This window comes from Agrobacterium sp. rho-13.3, assembly GCF_033957765.2.
GTDB lineage: Bacteria > Pseudomonadota > Alphaproteobacteria > Rhizobiales > Rhizobiaceae > Agrobacterium.
In genome coordinates, this window is sequence record NZ_CP192774.1 from 2,367,851 (window position 1) to 2,386,124 (window position 18,274).

The 18,274-nt window shown below is 55.6% G+C and carries 15 protein-coding genes; 5 read left to right on the forward strand and 10 right to left on the reverse strand.

The genetic code is table 11. The features are described from left to right. Positions 1–52 precede the first annotated feature (52 nt). The 6 genes from RMR16_RS11705 to RMR16_RS11730 are packed head-to-tail and all read right to left on the reverse strand — an operon-like array spanning position 53 to position 6,920. Positions 53–1,162 carry a glycoside hydrolase family 88/105 protein gene (locus RMR16_RS11705; RefSeq protein WP_320198058.1) on the reverse strand — a complete coding sequence of 370 codons (1,110 nt, stop codon included), beginning with the start codon at positions 1,160–1,162 and terminating at the stop codon, positions 53–55. Continuing rightward, positions 1,143–2,687, reverse strand: coding sequence for a glycoside hydrolase family 28 protein (locus RMR16_RS11710; RefSeq protein ID WP_320198057.1), 1,545 nt, complete (start codon positions 2,685–2,687; stop codon positions 1,143–1,145). Before RMR16_RS11710 ends, RMR16_RS11705 begins: the two co-directional genes overlap by 20 nt. A gap of 11 nt (positions 2,688–2,698) precedes the next feature. Continuing rightward, complete coding sequence (locus tag RMR16_RS11715; protein WP_320198056.1) at positions 2,699–3,970, reverse strand: ABC transporter substrate-binding protein; 1,272 nt, start codon at positions 3,968–3,970, stop codon at positions 2,699–2,701. A 39-nt stretch (positions 3,971–4,009) separates the two neighbouring features. Then, complete coding sequence (locus RMR16_RS11720) at positions 4,010–5,119, reverse strand: ABC transporter ATP-binding protein (protein ID WP_320198055.1); 1,110 nt, start codon at positions 5,117–5,119, stop codon at positions 4,010–4,012. A 5-nt stretch (positions 5,120–5,124) separates the two neighbouring features. After that, positions 5,125–6,033: a carbohydrate ABC transporter permease gene (locus RMR16_RS11725; RefSeq protein WP_320198054.1), complete on the reverse strand. Its 909-nt coding sequence runs from the start codon at positions 6,031–6,033 to the stop codon at positions 5,125–5,127. 2 nt (positions 6,034–6,035) lie between these two features. Continuing rightward, a complete protein-coding gene (locus RMR16_RS11730) occupies positions 6,036–6,920 on the reverse strand; it encodes a carbohydrate ABC transporter permease (RefSeq protein WP_320198053.1) in 885 nt (294 codons plus the stop codon). 410 nt (positions 6,921–7,330) lie between these two features. Here RMR16_RS11730 and RMR16_RS11735 point away from each other — a divergent pair, with 410 nt between their 5' ends. Further along, positions 7,331–8,272, forward strand: a complete 942-nt coding sequence (locus RMR16_RS11735; protein WP_320198052.1) for an AraC family transcriptional regulator — start codon at positions 7,331–7,333, stop codon at positions 8,270–8,272. 114 nt (positions 8,273–8,386) lie between these two features. On the opposite strand, the gene RMR16_RS11740 is transcribed toward RMR16_RS11735, so the two are convergent. Next, complete coding sequence (locus tag RMR16_RS11740; protein WP_320198051.1) at positions 8,387–8,926, reverse strand: PRC-barrel domain-containing protein; 540 nt, start codon at positions 8,924–8,926, stop codon at positions 8,387–8,389. Between the two features lie 251 nt (positions 8,927–9,177). On the opposite strand from RMR16_RS11740, the gene RMR16_RS11745 reads away from it, so the two are divergent. Next, a complete protein-coding gene (locus RMR16_RS11745) occupies positions 9,178–10,881 on the forward strand; it encodes a sensor histidine kinase (protein WP_320198050.1) in 1,704 nt (567 codons plus the stop codon). A gap of 195 nt (positions 10,882–11,076) precedes the next feature. On the opposite strand, the gene RMR16_RS11750 is transcribed toward RMR16_RS11745, so the two are convergent. Beyond that, the gene (locus tag RMR16_RS11750) at positions 11,077–12,081 is read right to left on the reverse strand and encodes a sensor histidine kinase (RefSeq protein ID WP_320198529.1); all 1,005 of its coding nucleotides are present in this window, start codon (positions 12,079–12,081) and stop codon (positions 11,077–11,079) included. A gap of 107 nt (positions 12,082–12,188) precedes the next feature. Then, positions 12,189–12,983: a response regulator gene (locus tag RMR16_RS11755; RefSeq protein WP_320198049.1), complete on the reverse strand. Its 795-nt coding sequence runs from the start codon at positions 12,981–12,983 to the stop codon at positions 12,189–12,191. A gap of 139 nt (positions 12,984–13,122) precedes the next feature. On the opposite strand from RMR16_RS11755, the gene RMR16_RS11760 reads away from it, so the two are divergent. Together RMR16_RS11760 and RMR16_RS11765 are read left to right on the forward strand one after the other, a co-directional pair. Beyond that, positions 13,123–13,326, forward strand: a complete 204-nt coding sequence (locus RMR16_RS11760) for a NepR family anti-sigma factor (protein WP_320198048.1) — start codon at positions 13,123–13,125, stop codon at positions 13,324–13,326. Next, positions 13,326–13,892: a sigma-70 family RNA polymerase sigma factor gene (locus tag RMR16_RS11765; protein ID WP_320198047.1), complete on the forward strand. Its 567-nt coding sequence runs from the start codon at positions 13,326–13,328 to the stop codon at positions 13,890–13,892. The genes RMR16_RS11760 and RMR16_RS11765 overlap by 1 nt, the downstream gene beginning before the upstream one ends. Before the next feature lie 45 nt (positions 13,893–13,937). On the opposite strand, the gene RMR16_RS11770 is transcribed toward RMR16_RS11765, so the two are convergent. Then, the gene (locus RMR16_RS11770; protein ID WP_320198046.1) at positions 13,938–14,408 is read right to left on the reverse strand and encodes an Lrp/AsnC family transcriptional regulator; all 471 of its coding nucleotides are present in this window, start codon (positions 14,406–14,408) and stop codon (positions 13,938–13,940) included. A gap of 209 nt (positions 14,409–14,617) precedes the next feature. Here RMR16_RS11770 and putA point away from each other — a divergent pair, with 209 nt between their 5' ends. Further along, positions 14,618–18,256, forward strand: coding sequence for a trifunctional transcriptional regulator/proline dehydrogenase/L-glutamate gamma-semialdehyde dehydrogenase (gene putA, locus RMR16_RS11775; RefSeq protein WP_432353658.1), 3,639 nt, complete (start codon positions 14,618–14,620; stop codon positions 18,254–18,256). The last annotated feature ends 18 nt before the right edge of the window (positions 18,257–18,274 follow it).

Genomic DNA, 18,274 nt, shown 5'->3' on the forward strand with positions numbered 1-18,274 from the left:
GCACCGCTGGATGCCGGATCAAGTCCGGCATGACGGAAAACTGAACAGCAGATCATCCTGCCGCCGCCAAAACCGGCTGTTCTGCACCGGCCCTGCGCGTTTCCGCATAGGCCATCATCAACGGCGATACACCTTTGATATCGTCGGCGCGTAGGACTTCGGACAGGTAATATTCAACGGTGCCGTCGCGATAAACGCCTTGGAAGCCACCAAGGCCTGCCACACAGCAAATATTCTGCAATTTTAACCGACCGTCCGCATCGGGTTTTAGTTCCTGCTCCACCAAGGCATCCAATGCGCGCTGACCAACATCAGCCGAAATTTCGGCAACGCCGAGGCGGGCGCCCTTCAGATAGAAGTAGGCGAACATGGCCGTGGCAGAGCTTTCCGCATAATTGCCTTCTACTTCAGGGCGGTCGATGACCTGTAACCAACGCCCGTCATCCGTCTGCAAGGCAGCGACCTTCTGCGCCAATGCCCCTGCGCGCCGTTCGATGTCGCCGCGCTGTTCGCCCTGCGGCAAGTGTTCGATAATGTCCACGAAGGCCATGGCAAGCCAACCGATGGCGCGTGCCCAATGGGCTGGCGAGTGGCCGGTGTCCTTATCCGCCCAGTCTTGTAGACGAGACTCGTCATAACCGTGACGATAAAGCGAGGATGCCTCGTCATAGGTCAGGTCGAGAGCAGTCAGAAACTGCTGTGCGGCTTCTTCCACCAATTCTGGCAGACCCGCAGCATTGGCATATTCCAGCTTGAACGGCAGCGCCATATACAGCCCATCAAGCCAGACCTGATGGGGATAACGCAGCTTGTGCCAGTAAGGACCGGCCTGTATGCGCGGGTGAAAATGCAACTGCTCGGCAAGCGGCTTTGCGGCATCCAGCCATTTGCGCTCACCCGTCAGACCGTAAAGATAGGTCAGAGCACGCCCGGCAAGCACATTGTCGATGTTGAATTCATCGATACGATATCCCGCCAACGTGTTTTTCGCATCAATCTGCCCACCTACCAATCGCAGCAGATGATCCAGCCAGCGCTGCTCACCGGTGGCTTCGTACAGCGTGATGAGGCCGCGATAGAGACATCCATCCTCGTAGCACCACGGTCCGCCTTTGTAATAATCATAATCGCGGGCGTAATTGTCAAAGTAGCTGTTCAGCATTGGCTCTGTCATTCTTGGTTGGATCGATGGACGCGGGAAAAAGCCCTGAAAGTGTCTTGAAATGCGTATTTTCGGCAACGATGCCCGCATGTCTGAGTGCTGGTAGATCGCTTGCCATTTCAGCGATTTCGGGTTCCGCATCCGGATTGAACGTGACGTGATAATTTTCGATCACCACATCGCGGATCGGCGCTTCCGGCAGGCCGTAAAATACCGCAGCAGCGGTTCCGGCACCGACCACTTCGACGTTGCGCAGAGTGAAGCCAGAAAGGCTTGGCGTTTCCGCCGTCACCGGCAGAGGTGTGCGCGATTGCACATAATCCGACCTGCCATCGGCATCACAGAAATAGAAGGCGTTGACCGCAATCGGCGTTGCGACATTGTCCATCCGGCACTCCACGACATGGATATTGGCAACCTCACCGCCACGTCCGCGCCTTGTCTTGATGCGCAGGCCGCGATCCGTCCCGACGAAATGGCAATGGCTGATGTTGATGTCGTACACGCCAGCGCTCATTTCACTGCCCATGACGACAGCGCCATGACCGCGCTCCATCAGGCAGTTGACGATATCGATGCGTTCCGTCGGGCGGTTCGGTCCGCCGAGTGAATGCCTCTTGCCCGCCTTGATGGCGATGCAATCATCACCCACCGAAATAAACAGCCCAATCAGGCGTACATCCTGACAGCATTCCGGGTTGAAACCATCCGTGTTGGGAGAGTTCGGTTCATTTTCAATGCGAAGATCCACAGCCAGAACGTGGTCACAGAGAACGGGATGCACCGTCCATGACGGCGAATTGCGGACGGTAAATCCGCTCAACGTCAGATCACGGCAACCGGAAAGGAACAGCGTGCGAGGACGGCGAGCGCCACGGCGGCTTTCCTTCGGCCACGTCCACCAGTCACCGCGATCACCACCACCGTCGATAATCCCAGCACCGGTAATGGTCAGCCCTTCACAATCGATGGCGTTGATAATGCTGGCGAACGTTGGCTCGGCCACACCTTCCCATGTTCCCAGCACACGTCCGTCTTCATGCCATGCCGGAAAGATGTGAAGGCCAGTCCAATCGGACTGAGATGACAGTTCCGCCCCCTGCTCTACCAGAAGCGTCATGTGGCTTTTCAGATAAAGTGGCCCTGTGTTCCAAAGCCCGGCGGGAATTCTAAGCGTGCCACCAACGGGAACGGCGGCAATGGCTTGGGCGATGGCTTGGGCGTTGTCTTCGAGAACAGGTGAGGCACCGAAATCGCGGATATCGATCAAGGCGCTTTCCACCTTGGTGGAAAAGGTGAAAACGGTATCGCCAATCGACACATCATAGATCTGGTCGGGCTCCAGGCCCGACACAGTGAAGGCCACGGATGAGGCATGGCCGCGCACCACGACAGCACCGCCGTCCGGCTTTGTCACGCTCCAGCTCAACCGCTGGTCCAGCGCGTAAAAATGCTTGTGGGCATCCACGCTGAATGTTGCGGTTCGAGATGATGCGGTGACGAGTTGAACGGCGGTGTTGGTCATGGGAGTTCCTGTCAAATACCTGTCAGCGCTTCATCGACGCCCGCGATGATTTCCGCTGCGGTATCCTCCGCAGATTGCTGGCCGTACGCGAAAGCTTCGAGGTTGCTATCGAAGGCTTCGGTGATGCGGGGGTGCTCGATGAGCGGCGACACGGTTGGACCCTCCGATTCGACCACAACCTTGTAGGCATCTGCCTGCACAGGCTTGATCTTGCCCGCATCCGTCAGCGTCTTGATGGCGATCTTGCTGGAGGGAATGCCGCGTGTCGCACCCAGAATGGTTACGGCCTCAGGATCGTTGAGCAGGCAATTGATGACCTGCGCAGCCGCTTTCGGATCCTTGCTGTTCTTCGAGATAGAAAACAGCATGGACGGCTTGCGATAAATACCCTCGGACTTGCCGCCTTCAGAGGTTGGCGAACGCGCGGAAACCAGTTCCAGCCCCTTTTCCAGAGGAGCAGCGATTTTGCCGTAGGTCGTGTCCCACTGGTAGGAGCTGGCGTAACGGCCATTGGCCCATTTTGGATTTTCAAACAGCGGGCGGTTGCCACCGGCAGACGAGTTTTTCCAGGATTCGATGACGCCCTTGTCCACCAGCGACTGATAGAAATTCAGCGCTTCGACCAGATCGGCCTCAGACCATGCCACTTTGTTGGTTTCCGGGTCGATGAAGGTTTTGCCGGTCATCTGCGTGGCGCGCAAAACCACGACGATACGGGCATTCAGGCCATTGCCTTCAGAGGGAGCAGCTTCAAACGGGTAATAATCATTGCCCAGCTTGGCTTTCAGAACTGGAGCTGCCGCAAACACGTCGTTCCATGTCTTCGGGATCGCAATGCCAGCCTTCTCATAGACGGTCTTGTTGTAGATGAAGATGCGGCCTGTCGTGGAGACAGGAACACCGTTCAATTTGCCCTTGACTGTCGCGCTTTTCAGATCGGCATCGGACCATTGGCTGAGGTCGATAATGTCCTTGTACTGGTTGAGATCGGCAAAACCGTCGCCGTTCTTGGAAAAGAGCGGCAGCCACGGCCAGTTGACCTGCATGATATCAGGGTCCGTGCGACCGGCCAGCTGCGTGGCGATTTTTTCCTGATGGCCTTGCCAGCCGGTGAATTCCGGCGAAATGGTGTGACCAAGCTTTGCGCCGCAAACCTTCAATGCTTCCTGCGTGGCCAGATGGCGGTCGTCGCTACCCCACCACGACATCCGCAGATTGGATGCATGTGCGTTCCCAAGGCTCGTTGCAGCCAACAAGGCTGCCATAATCAGTGCACGTTTCATTATATTTCCTCCCAATAAATCAACGTCGAAGATTGATGGTCATGCCAGGCTGATGTTTTCACCAGACTGGCGGCTGAAGACATGTGCGGATTTCGCGTCGGCCGTCAGCCAGACCTTGTCATCCTGCAATGCCTTGCGGTCGTATGCCTGTGCCGGAACCACGGCGATGACGCGGTTAGCGCCTGCCTGAATGTGCAGATAGACTTCGTGACCCATGAATTCGACATGGCTGATCCTGCCGGTCAGCGCATTGGCGGTTTCAGGCGCTGCGAGGCTGAAGTGCTGTGGACGCACACCCAGAATAATCTCCTTCGGTGCATTGGCATCCAGACGACCCGTGAGCTCAGGTCCAAGCTGGACCTTTTGCCCTGCGATGTTGATTGCGCCGTCGCTTTCCAGTGTCGCATTGATGAGGTTCATTTCCGGGCTGCCGATAAACCCGGCCACGAAGGAATTGGCAGGCTGGTTATAAAGCGTCACCGGATCGGCCACCTGCATGATGCGGCCTTCCTTCATCACGCAGATGCGGTCGCCCATGGTCATGGCTTCCGTCTGGTCGTGCGTTACATAAACGACGGTTGCCTGCTGGCCATCGGCCTTCAGACGCTTGTGCAGATCGGTAATGCGAACGCGCATCGATGCACGCAGCTTGGCGTCGAGGTTTGACAAGGGCTCATCGAACAGAAACACCTGCGGCTTCTTGATCAGCGCACGGCCAACGGCAACGCGCTGCGCCTGTCCACCGGACAGCTGCTTTGGCAGACGGTCCAGCAGGGCTTGAATCTCGAGCGTTTCGGAGACGTCCTGTGTCGCCTCTTCGATATCCTGCTTCGAGCGGCGTTTGAGGCGCATACTGAAGGACAGGTTCTTGCGCACCTTCATATGCGGATAAAGCGCATAGTTCTGGAACACCATGGAGATGCCGCGTTCACCGGGTGGCTTGTCGTTGACCAATTCGCCACCAATGCGGATTTCACCGCCGGTGATCCGCTCCAGACCGGCGATCATGCGCAGGGTCGTGGATTTGGCGCAGCCGGAAGGGCCCACCAGCACCATGAACTCACCATCTTCAATATCGAGATTGATGCCGTGCACAGCCCGGAAGGAAGAGTAGTCTTTTTCGAGATTCCTGAGTTGAAGACGTGCCATTTCGATTATCCTTTGATGCCGCCAGCAGAGATGCCGTCGATGAAGTATTTCTGCGCCACGAAAAACACGACGAGTGCAGGCGTGATGGCGAGGACAGACATGGACAGAATACGGTTCCAGTCGAATGCTTCGGTGGTGTCGATGGAGAGTTTCAGCGCCAGAGAGACCGGGTATTTCTCAATCGATGACAGATAGATCAGCGGTCCGAGGAAGTCGTTCATCGTCCACATGAACTGGAACAGGCAGACCGAAATCAGCGCCGGTGTCAGCAGGGGAACCACGATGAACAACAGGGTCTGCATGGTGGACGCGCCATCCACGCGGGCTGCCTCCTCCATGTCGCGCGGAATGGCGCGCAGGAACTGCACCAGCATGAAAACGAAGAAGGCATCACCCGCAAACGCCGAGGGAACCCAGAGCGGCAGGTAGGTGTCGAGCCAGCCCAGATCACGGAACAACAGATATTGCGGAATGCGCGTGACGACATTCGGCAGCAGCAGTGTTGCAATCAAAGACGCGAACAGGATTTTCTTGCCCGGAAATTCAAAACGGGCAAACCCATAGGCCACTGCCGTGCAGGAAATCGCCGTGCCGATCATTTTCGGCAGAACGATCCAGAGCGTGTTCAGGAAGAAGGTCGTGAAGGTGTAAGGCGTCGAGGTCTTCCAACCGTTGATATAACCGTCCAGCGTCGGGTTTTCTGGCCAGAAGCCCGGATTGTTGAAGATTTCCGCATTGGTCTTGAAGGATGCGCCAATCAACCAGATCAGCGGATAGAGCATCAACAAACCGACCCCAGCCAGCAGGACATACCGGAATGCGGCACTGATACGGGCGCGGAAACGTTCCTTGTCACGTGCCTTTTCGGCGTCGAGTGCGGCAGCGTCGATGTTGGAAATTGCGTGATCGACCATGATCAGCTCCTTTTATCGCCAGCGTAGTAAACCCAGTGGCGCGAGGACCAGAAGGCAACGACGGTAAGAACCATGATGATGACGAACAGAACCCATGCGATGGCCGAGGCATATCCCATGTCGAACCGCTTGAACGCTTCGTCATAAATATAGAGCGGCAGCAGATAGGTGGACTTCAGCGGACCGCCCTGCGTGATGATGTAGGGGCCGTTGAATTCCTGAAACGCCTGAACCATCTGCATGATCAGATTGAAGAAAATGACCGGTGTAATCAGCGGCAGTGTGATGTGTACGAAGGTCTTCCACTTGCCCGCACCGTCAATGGACGCGGCCTCATAAAGAGAGTTATCGACGCTCTGCAAGGCGGCGAGGAAGATGACCATGGCCGAACCAAACTGCCAGATGCGCAGCAGCGTAATGGTGAACAGGGCATTGGTCGGATCACCAAACCAGTTGACCGCTTCAAAACCAAGCAGCGCAAGGCCCATGTTGACGAGGCCGGTATCGGCAAAAATATAACGCCATAGAACCGCAACGGCGATGGAGCCGCCGAGGATGGACGGCACGTAATAGGCTGTGCGGAAAAAACTGATGAACTTCAGCTTGTAGTTCAGGATGACCGCAATGAAGAGCGCGAAGGCCAGCTTCAACGGCACCGTGGTGAACACGTAAATCAGCGTGACCCACAGGGATTTGCGGAACGTGCGGTCGTTGGTGAACAGCTTGATGTAGTTCGCCAATCCGGTGAAAACCGGTTGATCCAACAGGTTATAATTCGTGAAGCTGAGATAGAGCGATGCGAGGAAGGGAAGCGTGGTGAACACCAGCAGCCCGAGAATATAGGGTGAAAGATAAAACAGGCCGAGAAAACGGTTGTCTCCACTCATGCGGCAACTCCGGCAATCAAATTCGTCGGCCACCGCAGGGTTTTGGAACCACCAGCACGCCGGAACATCGTGTTGGCTCTGCTGCCTTCGGGAAGGCCAGCACAACCGTCGAGCGGTGAGTTGGAAACAGGGGAACGAACGCCCCGAACACCCTTGCCAGTGCATGCACGCCCCATGAGGAGGCCGCACGAAACCGCCGCGATGAATGATCCATCGCGTGACTTTACATGTTCTTGATTATGCATCGCTGTTAGTTGAGGAAAATCGCAATGCACCCGCACTCCCGCGAAAAGCATTCCAAAAAACCTCAAATCCTCCCGGTTTCCTCACCAGCCTGTTTCTTTTTTAGGCTCAAGAGATAATATGACTCTGGAACTGGCACGATGAAATTGACGTTTTCGGAAAAAGAGATGGACAAAATTGAAGGTAATTTTTTTGCCGAAATTCCGGTCAATGCGCTTGCGTTGACGCTGACGCGCTCGACCATCAAGATGTTGCATTCGCCCACATGGAGCATCGACAAAACCAACAGCGTGCATGATTTTCTGGTCTGCCTGACTGGAAAAGCCATCTACGAAATCGATGGCGAGACCATTATCATGGAGCCGGGAATGGCGATGCTGATCCCCGCCAATACGCGATTTGTTGGCCGTTGCTTGTCCAAAACGCTTTACACCGGCATCGCGCAACACTTCACGCTCGATCTCTTCGGACGCCTTGATCTGATTGCACAAATGGCATTGAGAAAAAGTGCGCCACTACCGCATTGGGATATCTTCGAGCCGATGGTGCGCCGGTATCACAACATTGCCCCACCCTCCTCCACATCGCTGATGCAACATCATCTTTTCATGGTACTTTTGATGGAGTTCACCAATGAAGCCTTCATAGAATGGCGCGAACAATCCGTTGGCAATGTGAACAACCCGGACGCCCTTTCGCTGGCGATCATGGTTGCGGCAAACCAGATTTCCATGGACCCCGTCAACCCGACCATCGGGGACCACGTTGTTCAATCCGCTCCCTATAATCCCGATTATTTCAAACGGGAATTCAAACGCCAGATTGGCTGGACACCGGCGAAGTTTCAGGAATTCAAGACAATGGAACGCGCCATGGGACTGCTGGCAAGCGGATGCAACGTCAAACAAGCCTCCGAGCAATCCGGATATACCGATGCCTATTATTTCTCACGCATGTTCAAACGTTACATCGGCATAAGCCCGGCAGGCTACAAGGAGGCCGAACGCCGCCATCGGGAAGGCGCTTACCCTCGCGGCGAAGAGGATGGAAAAGTGGCCTATCCTCTGGTGCGACCGCAAAGTATGCCGCGTCTGGCAGATGAGCGATAAAACCCTGAACAAATTAATTGCTGGGACATAAAGCTCACAAAAAAACACCGGCCAGATGGCCGGTGTTTTCGCTACGATACAGGCGTTCGTAGCTCCTCTCTCCCAGGAAAGAGATTATGGCTTTGGTGCCGTCGTTGTTGCACCATCGGTCGCCGCAGGCGCTGCGGCCTTTTTTTCCTTCGTCGTCACGAACTCAGGAGCGGCCTTCAACGATTCGGATGTTTCGCTCGTGGTGAGGCGAACAGCGCCGTTCTGCGTGTCGCGGGTTACGGTCAGCTTGTCCAAGGGAACGGCCACGTCCTTTGCGCCGATTCCGAGGAAGCCACCGACACCGACCACGGCAGCGACAATGCCGCCATTTTCTTCCAGAATGAGGTTCGTTACGCTGCCGATGCTTTCATCGGTCGATGTGTAAACCGCATTGCCGATATAATCATTCGCGCTGATTTGCGTTGCGCCCTGCTCGGTCAGATAGGTTCCGCTAGACGCGCTTGGCGTTGCTGGAGCCATTGTCGTTGCGCCCGGTGTTGCAGGGGCAGCAGCACCCGGAGCGGCTGGTGCGGGTTGAGTTGTGCCCTGAGCGATGGCGATTGGCGCGAATGCTGTTGAACCCAAGAGGGCTACTGTCGCGATTGTTGCAAGAGTCTTTTTCATGATCGTACCTTCCTTCATCGTCATTCGAAACTGGTTCAAGGCAGGAAAAATTCGTTTCCGTCTGAACCTGTCGAATTGCAAACGGCGGAGGGCTGCAATTGGTTCCGCCTTTTTCTTAGGCATATTGAACAGATTACAGTCAAAAAATGACAGGAAAAGGGGCATATACTAAGCATTGCGAAGGCGAGCGGCTTCAGCCATTCTGTGCCTTATACATCATCATCAAGCACCCAGCCGAAATCGGCGAGACAATGCGGAACACTATCATTTTCAGGCTGAGACAACGCTTCGCGAATTTCTTCCCAACGGCGCCCATTGGCGTCTATCTCGTTATTATGACAACGGTTATTACGCTGCCGCTGATCATATTCGTTGGTTATCTCATGCTGAAACTGGAGGCGGATGAGCGGGAAGATTTGCAACGCGAAGCCGTGGAAGATGCCCGCACCATCAGCCGCAACGTCGATCGCCGCTTGCAGGAGATGTCGACCTCCCTCAATCTTCTTTCACAGTTTCCCGAACTGGAAAGCGGCGACCTCTCGGCATTTCACAAACGGGTGAGCGAGAGCCTCGAAAGTGAGGGGCTTTATGTGATCATCGCCACGGCAGACGGAAAACAGCGGCTGAACAGCCGCGTTCCTTATGACCGTCCGTTGGGCATCGTACCCCCGGACGTCAAACTATCGGCCGTCTTAGAGGGTAAACGTCTGGCGGTTTCGAATATTTTCTACGGCAACACCAGCAAGGAATGGGTCTTCAACGTCACCCTGCCGCTCACCCCCGCACTTTCCGCATCTGGCGATGCGCTGATCATGACGCAGAATGCCAGCGATTTAATAGGGCTGATTTCCACAGACGGCTTGCCAGCCGACTGGACGATTGCCGTGTTGGACGGCGACAATCGTGTCGTGGTCTCCAGCGAACCGGAAACAATTGCAGCCGGAAGCACATTCGATCAACCCCTGGCGACGGGCCAGATCCGCGGCTTTAGCGGCAGTTTCGAGGATGACAACAATAATATCTATGCCTATTCACAACTGCCGGGCTGGCAGTGGAAGGCTGTTGTTTGGGGATCATCCGCCAGCAGCCAATCGGCACTGGTTGGCACCTGGCGCAAAATGATGATCGGCAGTTTTGTGCTGGTGATGATTGCCATCACCGGAGCTTATCTGGTGGGTCGCCAGCTTCGTGGCTCGATCCGCGAGCTGGTGAATATGGCGCACCGCATCGGTCAGGGCGAAATCGTTTCTCCCATCGACACCAAGATAAAAGAAGCAAACCACGTTGCTGTCGCGCTCTCCAATGCGTCTTTCGATCGAAGTCAGGCGGAAGACCGCACCCATCTCATTCTGCATGAGCTTGTCCATCGCTCCAAAAACATGTTGACACTTGTGCAGGCGATGATGCGCCAGCTGGCGCGAGAAAACACGACGGTCGCGGAGTTTCAAAAAGAGGTCGATCACCGCCTGCGCGGGCTGGGAATGTCGATCAGCGCTTTGTCAGAGGTACAATGGCAAGGCCTTCCGATGCGCAAGCTGATTGAAACGCACTTGAACGTCTTCGGCAGCGTCGATCAACAGGTGAGGCTTGAGGGCGATGACTTTATGCTGTCGCCGGAAGCCGTGCAGAATTTCGGCCTTATCCTGCACGAGCTGACCACCAACTCCATCAAATATGGTGCCCTATCGAACCCGAATGGCATGATCGATATCGCGTGGCGCAGAGACACCCAAGAAGATCACGATCTGTTGAATGTCACCTGGGTGGAGAGTGGCGGCCCGGCAGCGGTTGCGCCAGAGCGTGAAGGCTTTGGCACGACCATCATAAAGCGGCACGCCGAAAGCGCATTTTCCGCTAATATTTCAATGGATTACAATGAACATGGGTTCCGCTGGACCATGGACGCACCCATGCGTCATTTTCTGAAACGAAAAAACCCGATCAGCGAGGATTGAAAAACCTATTCGAACGCGGGAACCAACTCGTAGTCGGTGCGTTTTTTCAGCAAGCCAAGCCGATCCCCGTCCCCCGCCTTGAGGCTTGGCGAAGCAGGTTTTGCCCCTGAAAACCTGCCATGAATAGCACGGCTCTGCGGAGCCGTGCTTTTTTGTGCACTCGATATCGCGTTTCGCAACACCTCAGATCAGAGATCAGGTGGAAAGGGGTGCGGGAAAGCGCAGGAAATATTCGATATCCTTAGCTGAAACCTTGTAGGCGGCCTCACCGCCCAAAGCCGCCGGAACGACCTTTTCCAACACAACACTGCCGAAATGGCTGCGTTTGCCGCCCTCAGTGGACGGCATCGCTGTTCCAGTTCCGTTGCCAATCGGCTCGTTCCAGCGCACCTCAAAAAAGTCTCCGTCCTTGCGACAATCAAGGGTGATGGACAGGTGCTGAGAGAGATTGCCGCCATGGCTGACAGTGTTCACGACCAGTTCGTGAAACGCCAGTCCGACATAAAGCGCGCCATTGGGATTGAGCAGAAGGTTTTCGCCTTTGACCTGAATAAGATGCGGATATTCAGGAAGATAGAGGTCCGATTGCTGTTTCAGCAGATCGAATATTTCGGCGCCACGCCAATCGGAATCGGTGATCAGGTCTTGCGATTGGGCCAGCGCATGAAGCCTGCCCCTGAACTTGCGCAGAAAGTCTTCCTTGGTGAAGCTGAAACGCGCCGTTTGCGAGGACAAGCTTTGTATGATGGCAAGAAGGTTTTTCGAGCGATGGCTCACCTCTCGTAACAGCGAGCGAAGCAATTGCTCACGCCGCCGTTCGGCGGTGATCTCCCTGATCGTCGTTTTCAACACCCGTTGCCCGGACATGTTGACGGTGGAATAGACGTGGAACTGAAAAACCCGGTCTTTACCGGCGCTGACTTCCAGCATCCCACGACTGCCCGCCGATGTGAGATCTTTTTTCAGATCGAACAATCGCGCAGCAAGATCTATTCCGAACAATGTTTCATCGTTCGGTTCATCACCAGGGTTCGGGGGTAGGTTCCAGACATCCGGGAGGTTCGCGATAAAGATATATTCCTTATCGCGGTCTTGCAGCATCACGGTCTCATCTGAATCCAGCAGGGCGAGCACGAGCGAATCGTGCAAGTCACCTTCATCTCGCCCCGCATTATGCCACGCCAGCCGATGCAATATGATCTCCTAACGGGGAAACGGCAGTAAAAGCCGGCATGCTTGAACCAAACATACCGGAATAACGCCGGGTCAGAACCCGAGTTCCAAAATATTCCTACGATCAGCGTTACTTATGCGGCGACTCGTGAAGTTTCATTAAAGAAAAGAGCCTGACTAATGAGAGCCTTCACCATATCTGGATTAAATGGCTTGGTGACGAGGAAGGTTGGCTCAGGGCGTTCGCCGGTCAAAAGACGCTCTGGGAAGGCCGTGATGAAGATCACGGGAAGGGTTGTCATCTGAAGGATTTCCTTCATGGCTTCCAGACCGGAGCTACCATCCGCAAGCTGAATGTCCGCAAGGATCATCTTCGGCTGGGTGCGGTGGAACAGCTCAAGGGCTTCCTTGTGCGTGCGTGCAATGCCGGTAACGTTGTGGCCAAGGTCGGTGACCATCTGTTCGATGTCCATCGCGATCAACGGCTCATCTTCGATAATCATAATGTCGGTTGCGACCTGACGGGCGATCTCGGACGCAGCTTCGTCAATCAGTTTTCCGACCTGAACTTCCGTAACGCGCAACACTTCGGCGACTTCTGAAATCGAAAACTCTTCCACCGTCGTCAAAAGGAACGCCTGACGTGGTACAGCGGGAACCGCAGACAGGTTGGCGGACGCGCGCTTTTCCCAGCCAGTCAGGTTTTCATCAGCCTGAATGTTGATGGTGACGGAACTAAAAATCGAGACAAACAATTGATAAAGCGACACACGATCGCTGCTCGTCTGCGGAAAAATGCTGATATCAGCAATCAATGCCTCCAGGCTGGCCGCAACATAAGCATCACCAGTGGACTGTGAACCGCAAACGGCACGGGCAAACCTGCGAAGATATGGCAAGTGCGGTGCGATGCGTGTAGAAACTGACATGGAATTCTCCCCTGAATATGCGGCTTGAAACACAAACCTGAACGCAAAAACGCGACACCTCAAAAAAAGTTCCGCAAGGCGGGAACTATTTTTTTAGCTACGCATTATTAGCGAGGTCACCAAAGGAATACCGGAAATCATGAGCATGTTTCAATCCGATCAGGATCCATCTGACAAAGGAGCGTCGTCACCGAGCGTTCCAGACTCGGGTCGCGCCGTTATCTCGCGCAAGTTACGAGAACTTTATGACGCCGTTCAGGATGAGGGAATTCCAGACAAATTTCTCGATCTCTTGGAAAAACTCGATGAGGCTGAAGCCAACGCGAAAGCTTCGAGGGGATGATGGAAACAGAACCGGTCAAGAACGAATATAATTTCAAGCGCGAAATGCTGGCAGCCCTGCCGAACCTGCGCGCGTTTGCCATCTCTCTTATCAGATCGCGTGACCGTGCGGACGACCTCGTCCAAGACACCATCATGAAGGCTTGGGCAAAACAGGACAGCTACCAACCCGGCACCAACATGCGGGCTTGGCTGGTAACGATCCTGCGCAACGAGTTTTACAGCCAGATCAGAAAATCAGGCCGTGAAGTGCAGGATACGGACGGCATCTACACATCGCGCCTTTCCGTGCCACCGGAACAGCATGGCTCTGTGGACCTTCAGGATTTCAAGACGGCGCTTGCAAAACTGCCAGAAGATCAACGTGAAGCCATTCTTCTGATCGGCGCATCAGGCTTTGCTTACGAAGAAGCTGCGGAAATTTGCGGTTGCCCTGTCGGCACCATCAAAAGCCGCGTCAGCCGCGCACGTCTTCGCCTTCAGGAATTGCTTGGCATCACGGACGAAAACGAGTTTGGACAGGATGCCCAGATTGCTGCCGTTACGGCTGCCGTCGCGGTTCGCTGAACTCAAACAAACAATGAAACGGCGTAGCACATGGCTGCGCCGTTTTTATATGCCCACATCTTTGACTGACTGCATGACCACGAAGGTCGATGTGTTGGCAACCGATGGCAGGCTGGATATTTTCTCACCCAGCACAAGCCGGTATTTGCGTATGTCCGTGGTGCGGACCTTCAGCAAATAATCGAATGCGCCCGCAATCATGTGGCACTCTTCGACCTCCTTGATTTTGCGCACCGCCGCATTGAAATCCTCCAGCGCTTTTTCCCGCGTGTCGGAAAGCTTCACTTCGGTGAATGCGATATGTTCGAGCCCCAGCTTGGCCGGATTGAGCGCGGCGCGGAAGCCCAGGATGAACCCCTCATCCACCAAACGTTTCAGCCGCGTCTGGCACGGCGTCTTCGACAGGCCGACATGCTTGGACAGTTGCAGCACGGACATACGCCCGTCCTCGCTTAAAGCCTCCAGTATCTTCATATCGAAGTGATCCAGATCGCCTGATTCTGACGGTTTTGCCATCCAAAATTCCTATCATGATCGACAATATAAGTCTATTTTCCCTTATTTACCCTCAAAATAAGACCATAGCAATTTTCTGCGAAGTGATATTCTCAAGTCAGGAGAAAAGCGCGGTTCGCCCACCTTTTCGATTTTCATTTAAGAGGCACGAGAGGACCAGACCGATGGCGGATCATGCAGCCGGCCTTGCAACACATGAGACAACCCAAATGGCCGAAATTTTCGCCAATTTCGCACCTCCGGTCCGTGCACAAAGTGCGTTGCGCAAAGCCATCACGGCAGCCTATCGCCGGTCTGAACCGGAGTGCCTTGCGCCTTTGCTCGAAGCGGCAGCGGTTACACCTGAGCAGGCAACAACAATCCGCAACACGACCCGCAAGCTGATCGAAGCACTGCGCGCCAAAGCCAAAGGCACCGGCGTTGAAGGGCTTGTGCAGGAATATTCTCTGTCCAGCCAGGAAGGTGTGGCACTGATGTGCCTTGCCGAAGCGCTGCTCCGCATTCCCGATGCCGCCACCCGTGATGCGCTGATCCGCGACAAGATCGCGACGGGCGACTGGAAATCGCATCTCGGCGGCGGTCGTTCGCTGTTCGTCAACGCTGCGACATGGGGCCTTGTTATAACAGGCAAGCTGACCTCCACCGTCAACGACAAGGGCCTCTCTGCTGCCCTCACCAAACTCATTTCGCGTGCCGGAGAGCCGGTCATTCGTCGCGGCGTCGATATGGCCATGCGGATGATGGGTGAGCAATTCGTCACCGGCCAAACCATTTCGGAAGCCATCAGCCGTTCGAAATCGCTCGAAGCACAAGGCTTTCAATATTCCTACGACATGCTGGGTGAAGCTGCGACCACGGCCAAGGACGCCGAGCGTTATTACCGCGATTACGAGCAGGCAATTCACGCCATCGGCAAGGCGTCTGCCGGTCGCGGTGTTTATGGCGGCCCCGGCATTTCCATCAAGCTTTCCGCGCTGCACCCGCGTTACGCCCGTGCGCAGGCGCAGCGCGTGATGGAAGAGCTTCTACCCCGCGTGAAAGCGCTGATGCTGCTGGCAAAAGGCTACAACATTGGTCTCAACATCGATGCCGAAGAAGCCGACCGGCTGGAACTATCGCTCGACCTGCTCGAAACTCTGGCGCTGGACCCGGAACTGGGCAGTTGGCAGGGACTTGGCTTCGTGGTGCAGGCCTATGGCCGCCGTTGCCCCTTCGTGCTGGATTACATCATCGATCTCGCCCGCCGCTCCAACCGCCGCATCATGGTGCGTCTGGTGAAGGGCGCCTATTGGGATGCCGAAATCAAACGTGCGCAACTGGACGGGTTGGACGATTTTCCGGTGTTTACGCGCAAGGTCCACACCGATGTGTCCTACATCGCCTGCGCCCGGCAGCTTTTGGCCGCGCGCGATGTGATTTTCCCGCAATTTGCGACGCACAACGCGCAGTCTCTCGGCACGATCTACCATCTGGCCGGACCGGACTTCAAAATTGGCGATTATGAATTCCAGTGCCTGCATGGCATGGGCGAACCGCTTTACTCGGAAGTCGTCGGCAAAAAGAACCTGGACCGTCCTTGCCGTTTTTATGCGCCGGTTGGCACGCATGAAACGCTGCTGGCCTATCTGGTGCGTCGCCTGTTGGAAAACGGTGCGAACTCCTCCTTCGTCAACCGCATTGCCGATCCCAACGTGCCGGTGGATGCGCTTCTGGAAGACCCGGTTGCCGTGGTCAAAGCCATGGCAACTCCCGGTGCACAACACGACAAGATTTTGAAACCCATTGATCTTTTCGGCGCACGCCGCAACTCGGCAGGGCTGGACCTTGCCAATGAAGACGCGCTTGCATCACTCAGCAAGGCATTGTCCGCCAGTGCACAAATGGAATGGAAGGCCGCAGGACCACATGCCTCCGGCTCCACGCGACCTGTCACCAACCCTGCCGATAGCAATGATGTCGTCGGTTTCGTCACTGAACCAACCGAGCAGGACGTAAAGCAGGCGCTGGAAACAGCCGCCGTTTCAACATGGCCAAAAATCAGCATAGATGCCCGCGCCGCCTGCCTCGAAAAAGCAGCCGATCTGATGCAAGAAAAGCTGCCGACCCTCCTGGGCCTCATCATGCGCGAAGCGGGAAAATCCGCAACGAACGCCATTGCCGAAGTGCGCGAAGCCATCGACTTCCTGCGTTATTATGCAGCGGAAGCCCGAAACACATTTGGTCCGAAGCAACAGGCGCTTGGCCCTGTCGTCTGCATCAGCCCGTGGAATTTCCCGCTGGCGATCTTCATCGGCCAGGTGGCGGCTGCACTGGTTGCGGGCAACCCGGTTTTGGCAAAACCAGCCGAAGAAACACCACTGATCGCTGCCGAGGGTGTGCGTTTGCTGCATGAAGCGGGCGTTCCCACAGATGCCGTGCAGCTTTTGCCCGGTGATGGCAGAACCGGCGCGCAACTGGTTGCCGCCCCGCAAACATCCGGTGTGATGTTCACCGGCTCCACCGAGGTCGCGCGCCTGATCCAGAAACAACTGGCTGGCCGCGTATCGAATGACGGTCGCCCCATTCCGCTGATTGCCGAAACCGGCGGCCAGAACGCCATGATCGTGGACTCCTCAGCATTGGCCGAACAGGTGGTTGCGGACGTGATTGCCTCGGCTTTCGATAGCGCCGGACAACGCTGCTCGGCCCTGCGTGTCCTTTGCCTTCAGGATGATGTGGCCGACAGAACGTTGGCGATGCTGAAAGGCGCGTTGCACGAACTGCGTATCGGCAGAACAGATCAATTGTCGGTGGATGTCGGGCCGGTGATTACCCTTGAAGCCAAGGAAAACATCGAAAAACATATCGAGGCCATGCGCAGCCTGGGCAACAGCATCGAGCAGATTGCGCCAGCAGGCGACACGAGCAACGGCACCTTCGTGCCACCAACCATAATCGAGTTGAAGTCGCTTGCCGATCTCAAACGCGAAGTGTTTGGCCCCGTTCTGCACGTTATCCGCTTCAAGCGCGAGAAACTCGACAGGCTGATAGACGACATCAACGCGACCGGTTACGGCCTCACATTCGGTCTTCACACACGGCTTGATACGACCATTGCGCATGTGCTTTCCCGCGTGAAGGCCGGCAATCTTTACGTCAACCGCAACATCATCGGGGCCGTTGTCGGCGTGCAGCCCTTCGGCGGCCGTGGCCTTTCCGGCACGGGTCCGAAAGCAGGTGGCCCGCTTTATCTCGGTCGTCTGACACAGGACGCGCCTGATGTAGAGCGCAAGGGCAGCCAGCACGATACCGCCGTGAGTGATTTCGCACACTGGCTGGACGGCAAAGGTGAAAATAACGCTGCCGAGGCAGCCCGTATATCCGCCAAGCTCTCAAGCCTTGGCTTCGAGACCGAGCTGGCCGGTCCTGTCGGTGAGCGCAATCTTTATGCCTTGCATCCTCGCGGTCAGGTTCTTCTCGCACCACAGACCGCACAGGGCCTTTACCGTCAGCTGGCGGCAGCGCTCTCGACCGGAAACACCGTGGTCATCGATAGGGAAACAGGCCTCGAAACGAAGTTGAGCGGACTGCCATCTTCAGTTGCCAGCCACATCACGTGGTCGAGCGATTGGGAGAAATCCGGGCCGTTCTCTGGCGCTCTGGTAGAAGGCAATGCGGAGCGTATCCGCCAAGTGAACAGCCGTATCACAGAGCTTTCCGGCCCGCTTGTTCTGGTGCAGGCCGCATCCAGCGACGCCTTGCAGGGAACAGACCAGCCCTACAATCTGAACTGGTTGCTGGAAGAAGTGTCCGTCAGCGTCAACACCACGGCAGCGGGTGGCAATGCCAGCCTGATGTCGATAGGCTAATAAAAAATCGGCTGGCGA

Coding starts and splice junctions, on each gene's coding strand:
- RMR16_RS11745 (WP_320198050.1), top strand. CDS start 9,178: ATGCGGAACACTATCATTTTCAGGCTGAGACAACGCTTCGCGAATTTC.
- RMR16_RS11715 (WP_320198056.1), bottom strand. CDS start 3,970: ATGAAACGTGCACTGATTATGGCAGCCTTGTTGGCTGCAACGAGCCTT.
- RMR16_RS11760 (WP_320198048.1), top strand. CDS start 13,123: ATGAGCATGTTTCAATCCGATCAGGATCCATCTGACAAAGGAGCGTCG.
- RMR16_RS11740 (WP_320198051.1), bottom strand. CDS start 8,926: ATGAAAAAGACTCTTGCAACAATCGCGACAGTAGCCCTCTTGGGTTCA.
- RMR16_RS11725 (WP_320198054.1), bottom strand. CDS start 6,033: ATGGTCGATCACGCAATTTCCAACATCGACGCTGCCGCACTCGACGCC.
- RMR16_RS11765 (WP_320198047.1), top strand. CDS start 13,326: ATGGAAACAGAACCGGTCAAGAACGAATATAATTTCAAGCGCGAAATG.
- RMR16_RS11710 (WP_320198057.1), bottom strand. CDS start 2,687: ATGACCAACACCGCCGTTCAACTCGTCACCGCATCATCTCGAACCGCA.
- RMR16_RS11755 (WP_320198049.1), bottom strand. CDS start 12,983: ATGTCAGTTTCTACACGCATCGCACCGCACTTGCCATATCTTCGCAGG.
- RMR16_RS11705 (WP_320198058.1), bottom strand. CDS start 1,162: ATGCTGAACAGCTACTTTGACAATTACGCCCGCGATTATGATTATTAC.
- RMR16_RS11720 (WP_320198055.1), bottom strand. CDS start 5,119: ATGGCACGTCTTCAACTCAGGAATCTCGAAAAAGACTACTCTTCCTTC.
- RMR16_RS11730 (WP_320198053.1), bottom strand. CDS start 6,920: ATGAGTGGAGACAACCGTTTTCTCGGCCTGTTTTATCTTTCACCCTAT.
- putA (WP_432353658.1), top strand. CDS start 14,618: ATGGCCGAAATTTTCGCCAATTTCGCACCTCCGGTCCGTGCACAAAGT.
- RMR16_RS11735 (WP_320198052.1), top strand. CDS start 7,331: ATGGACAAAATTGAAGGTAATTTTTTTGCCGAAATTCCGGTCAATGCG.
- RMR16_RS11770 (WP_320198046.1), bottom strand. CDS start 14,408: ATGGCAAAACCGTCAGAATCAGGCGATCTGGATCACTTCGATATGAAG.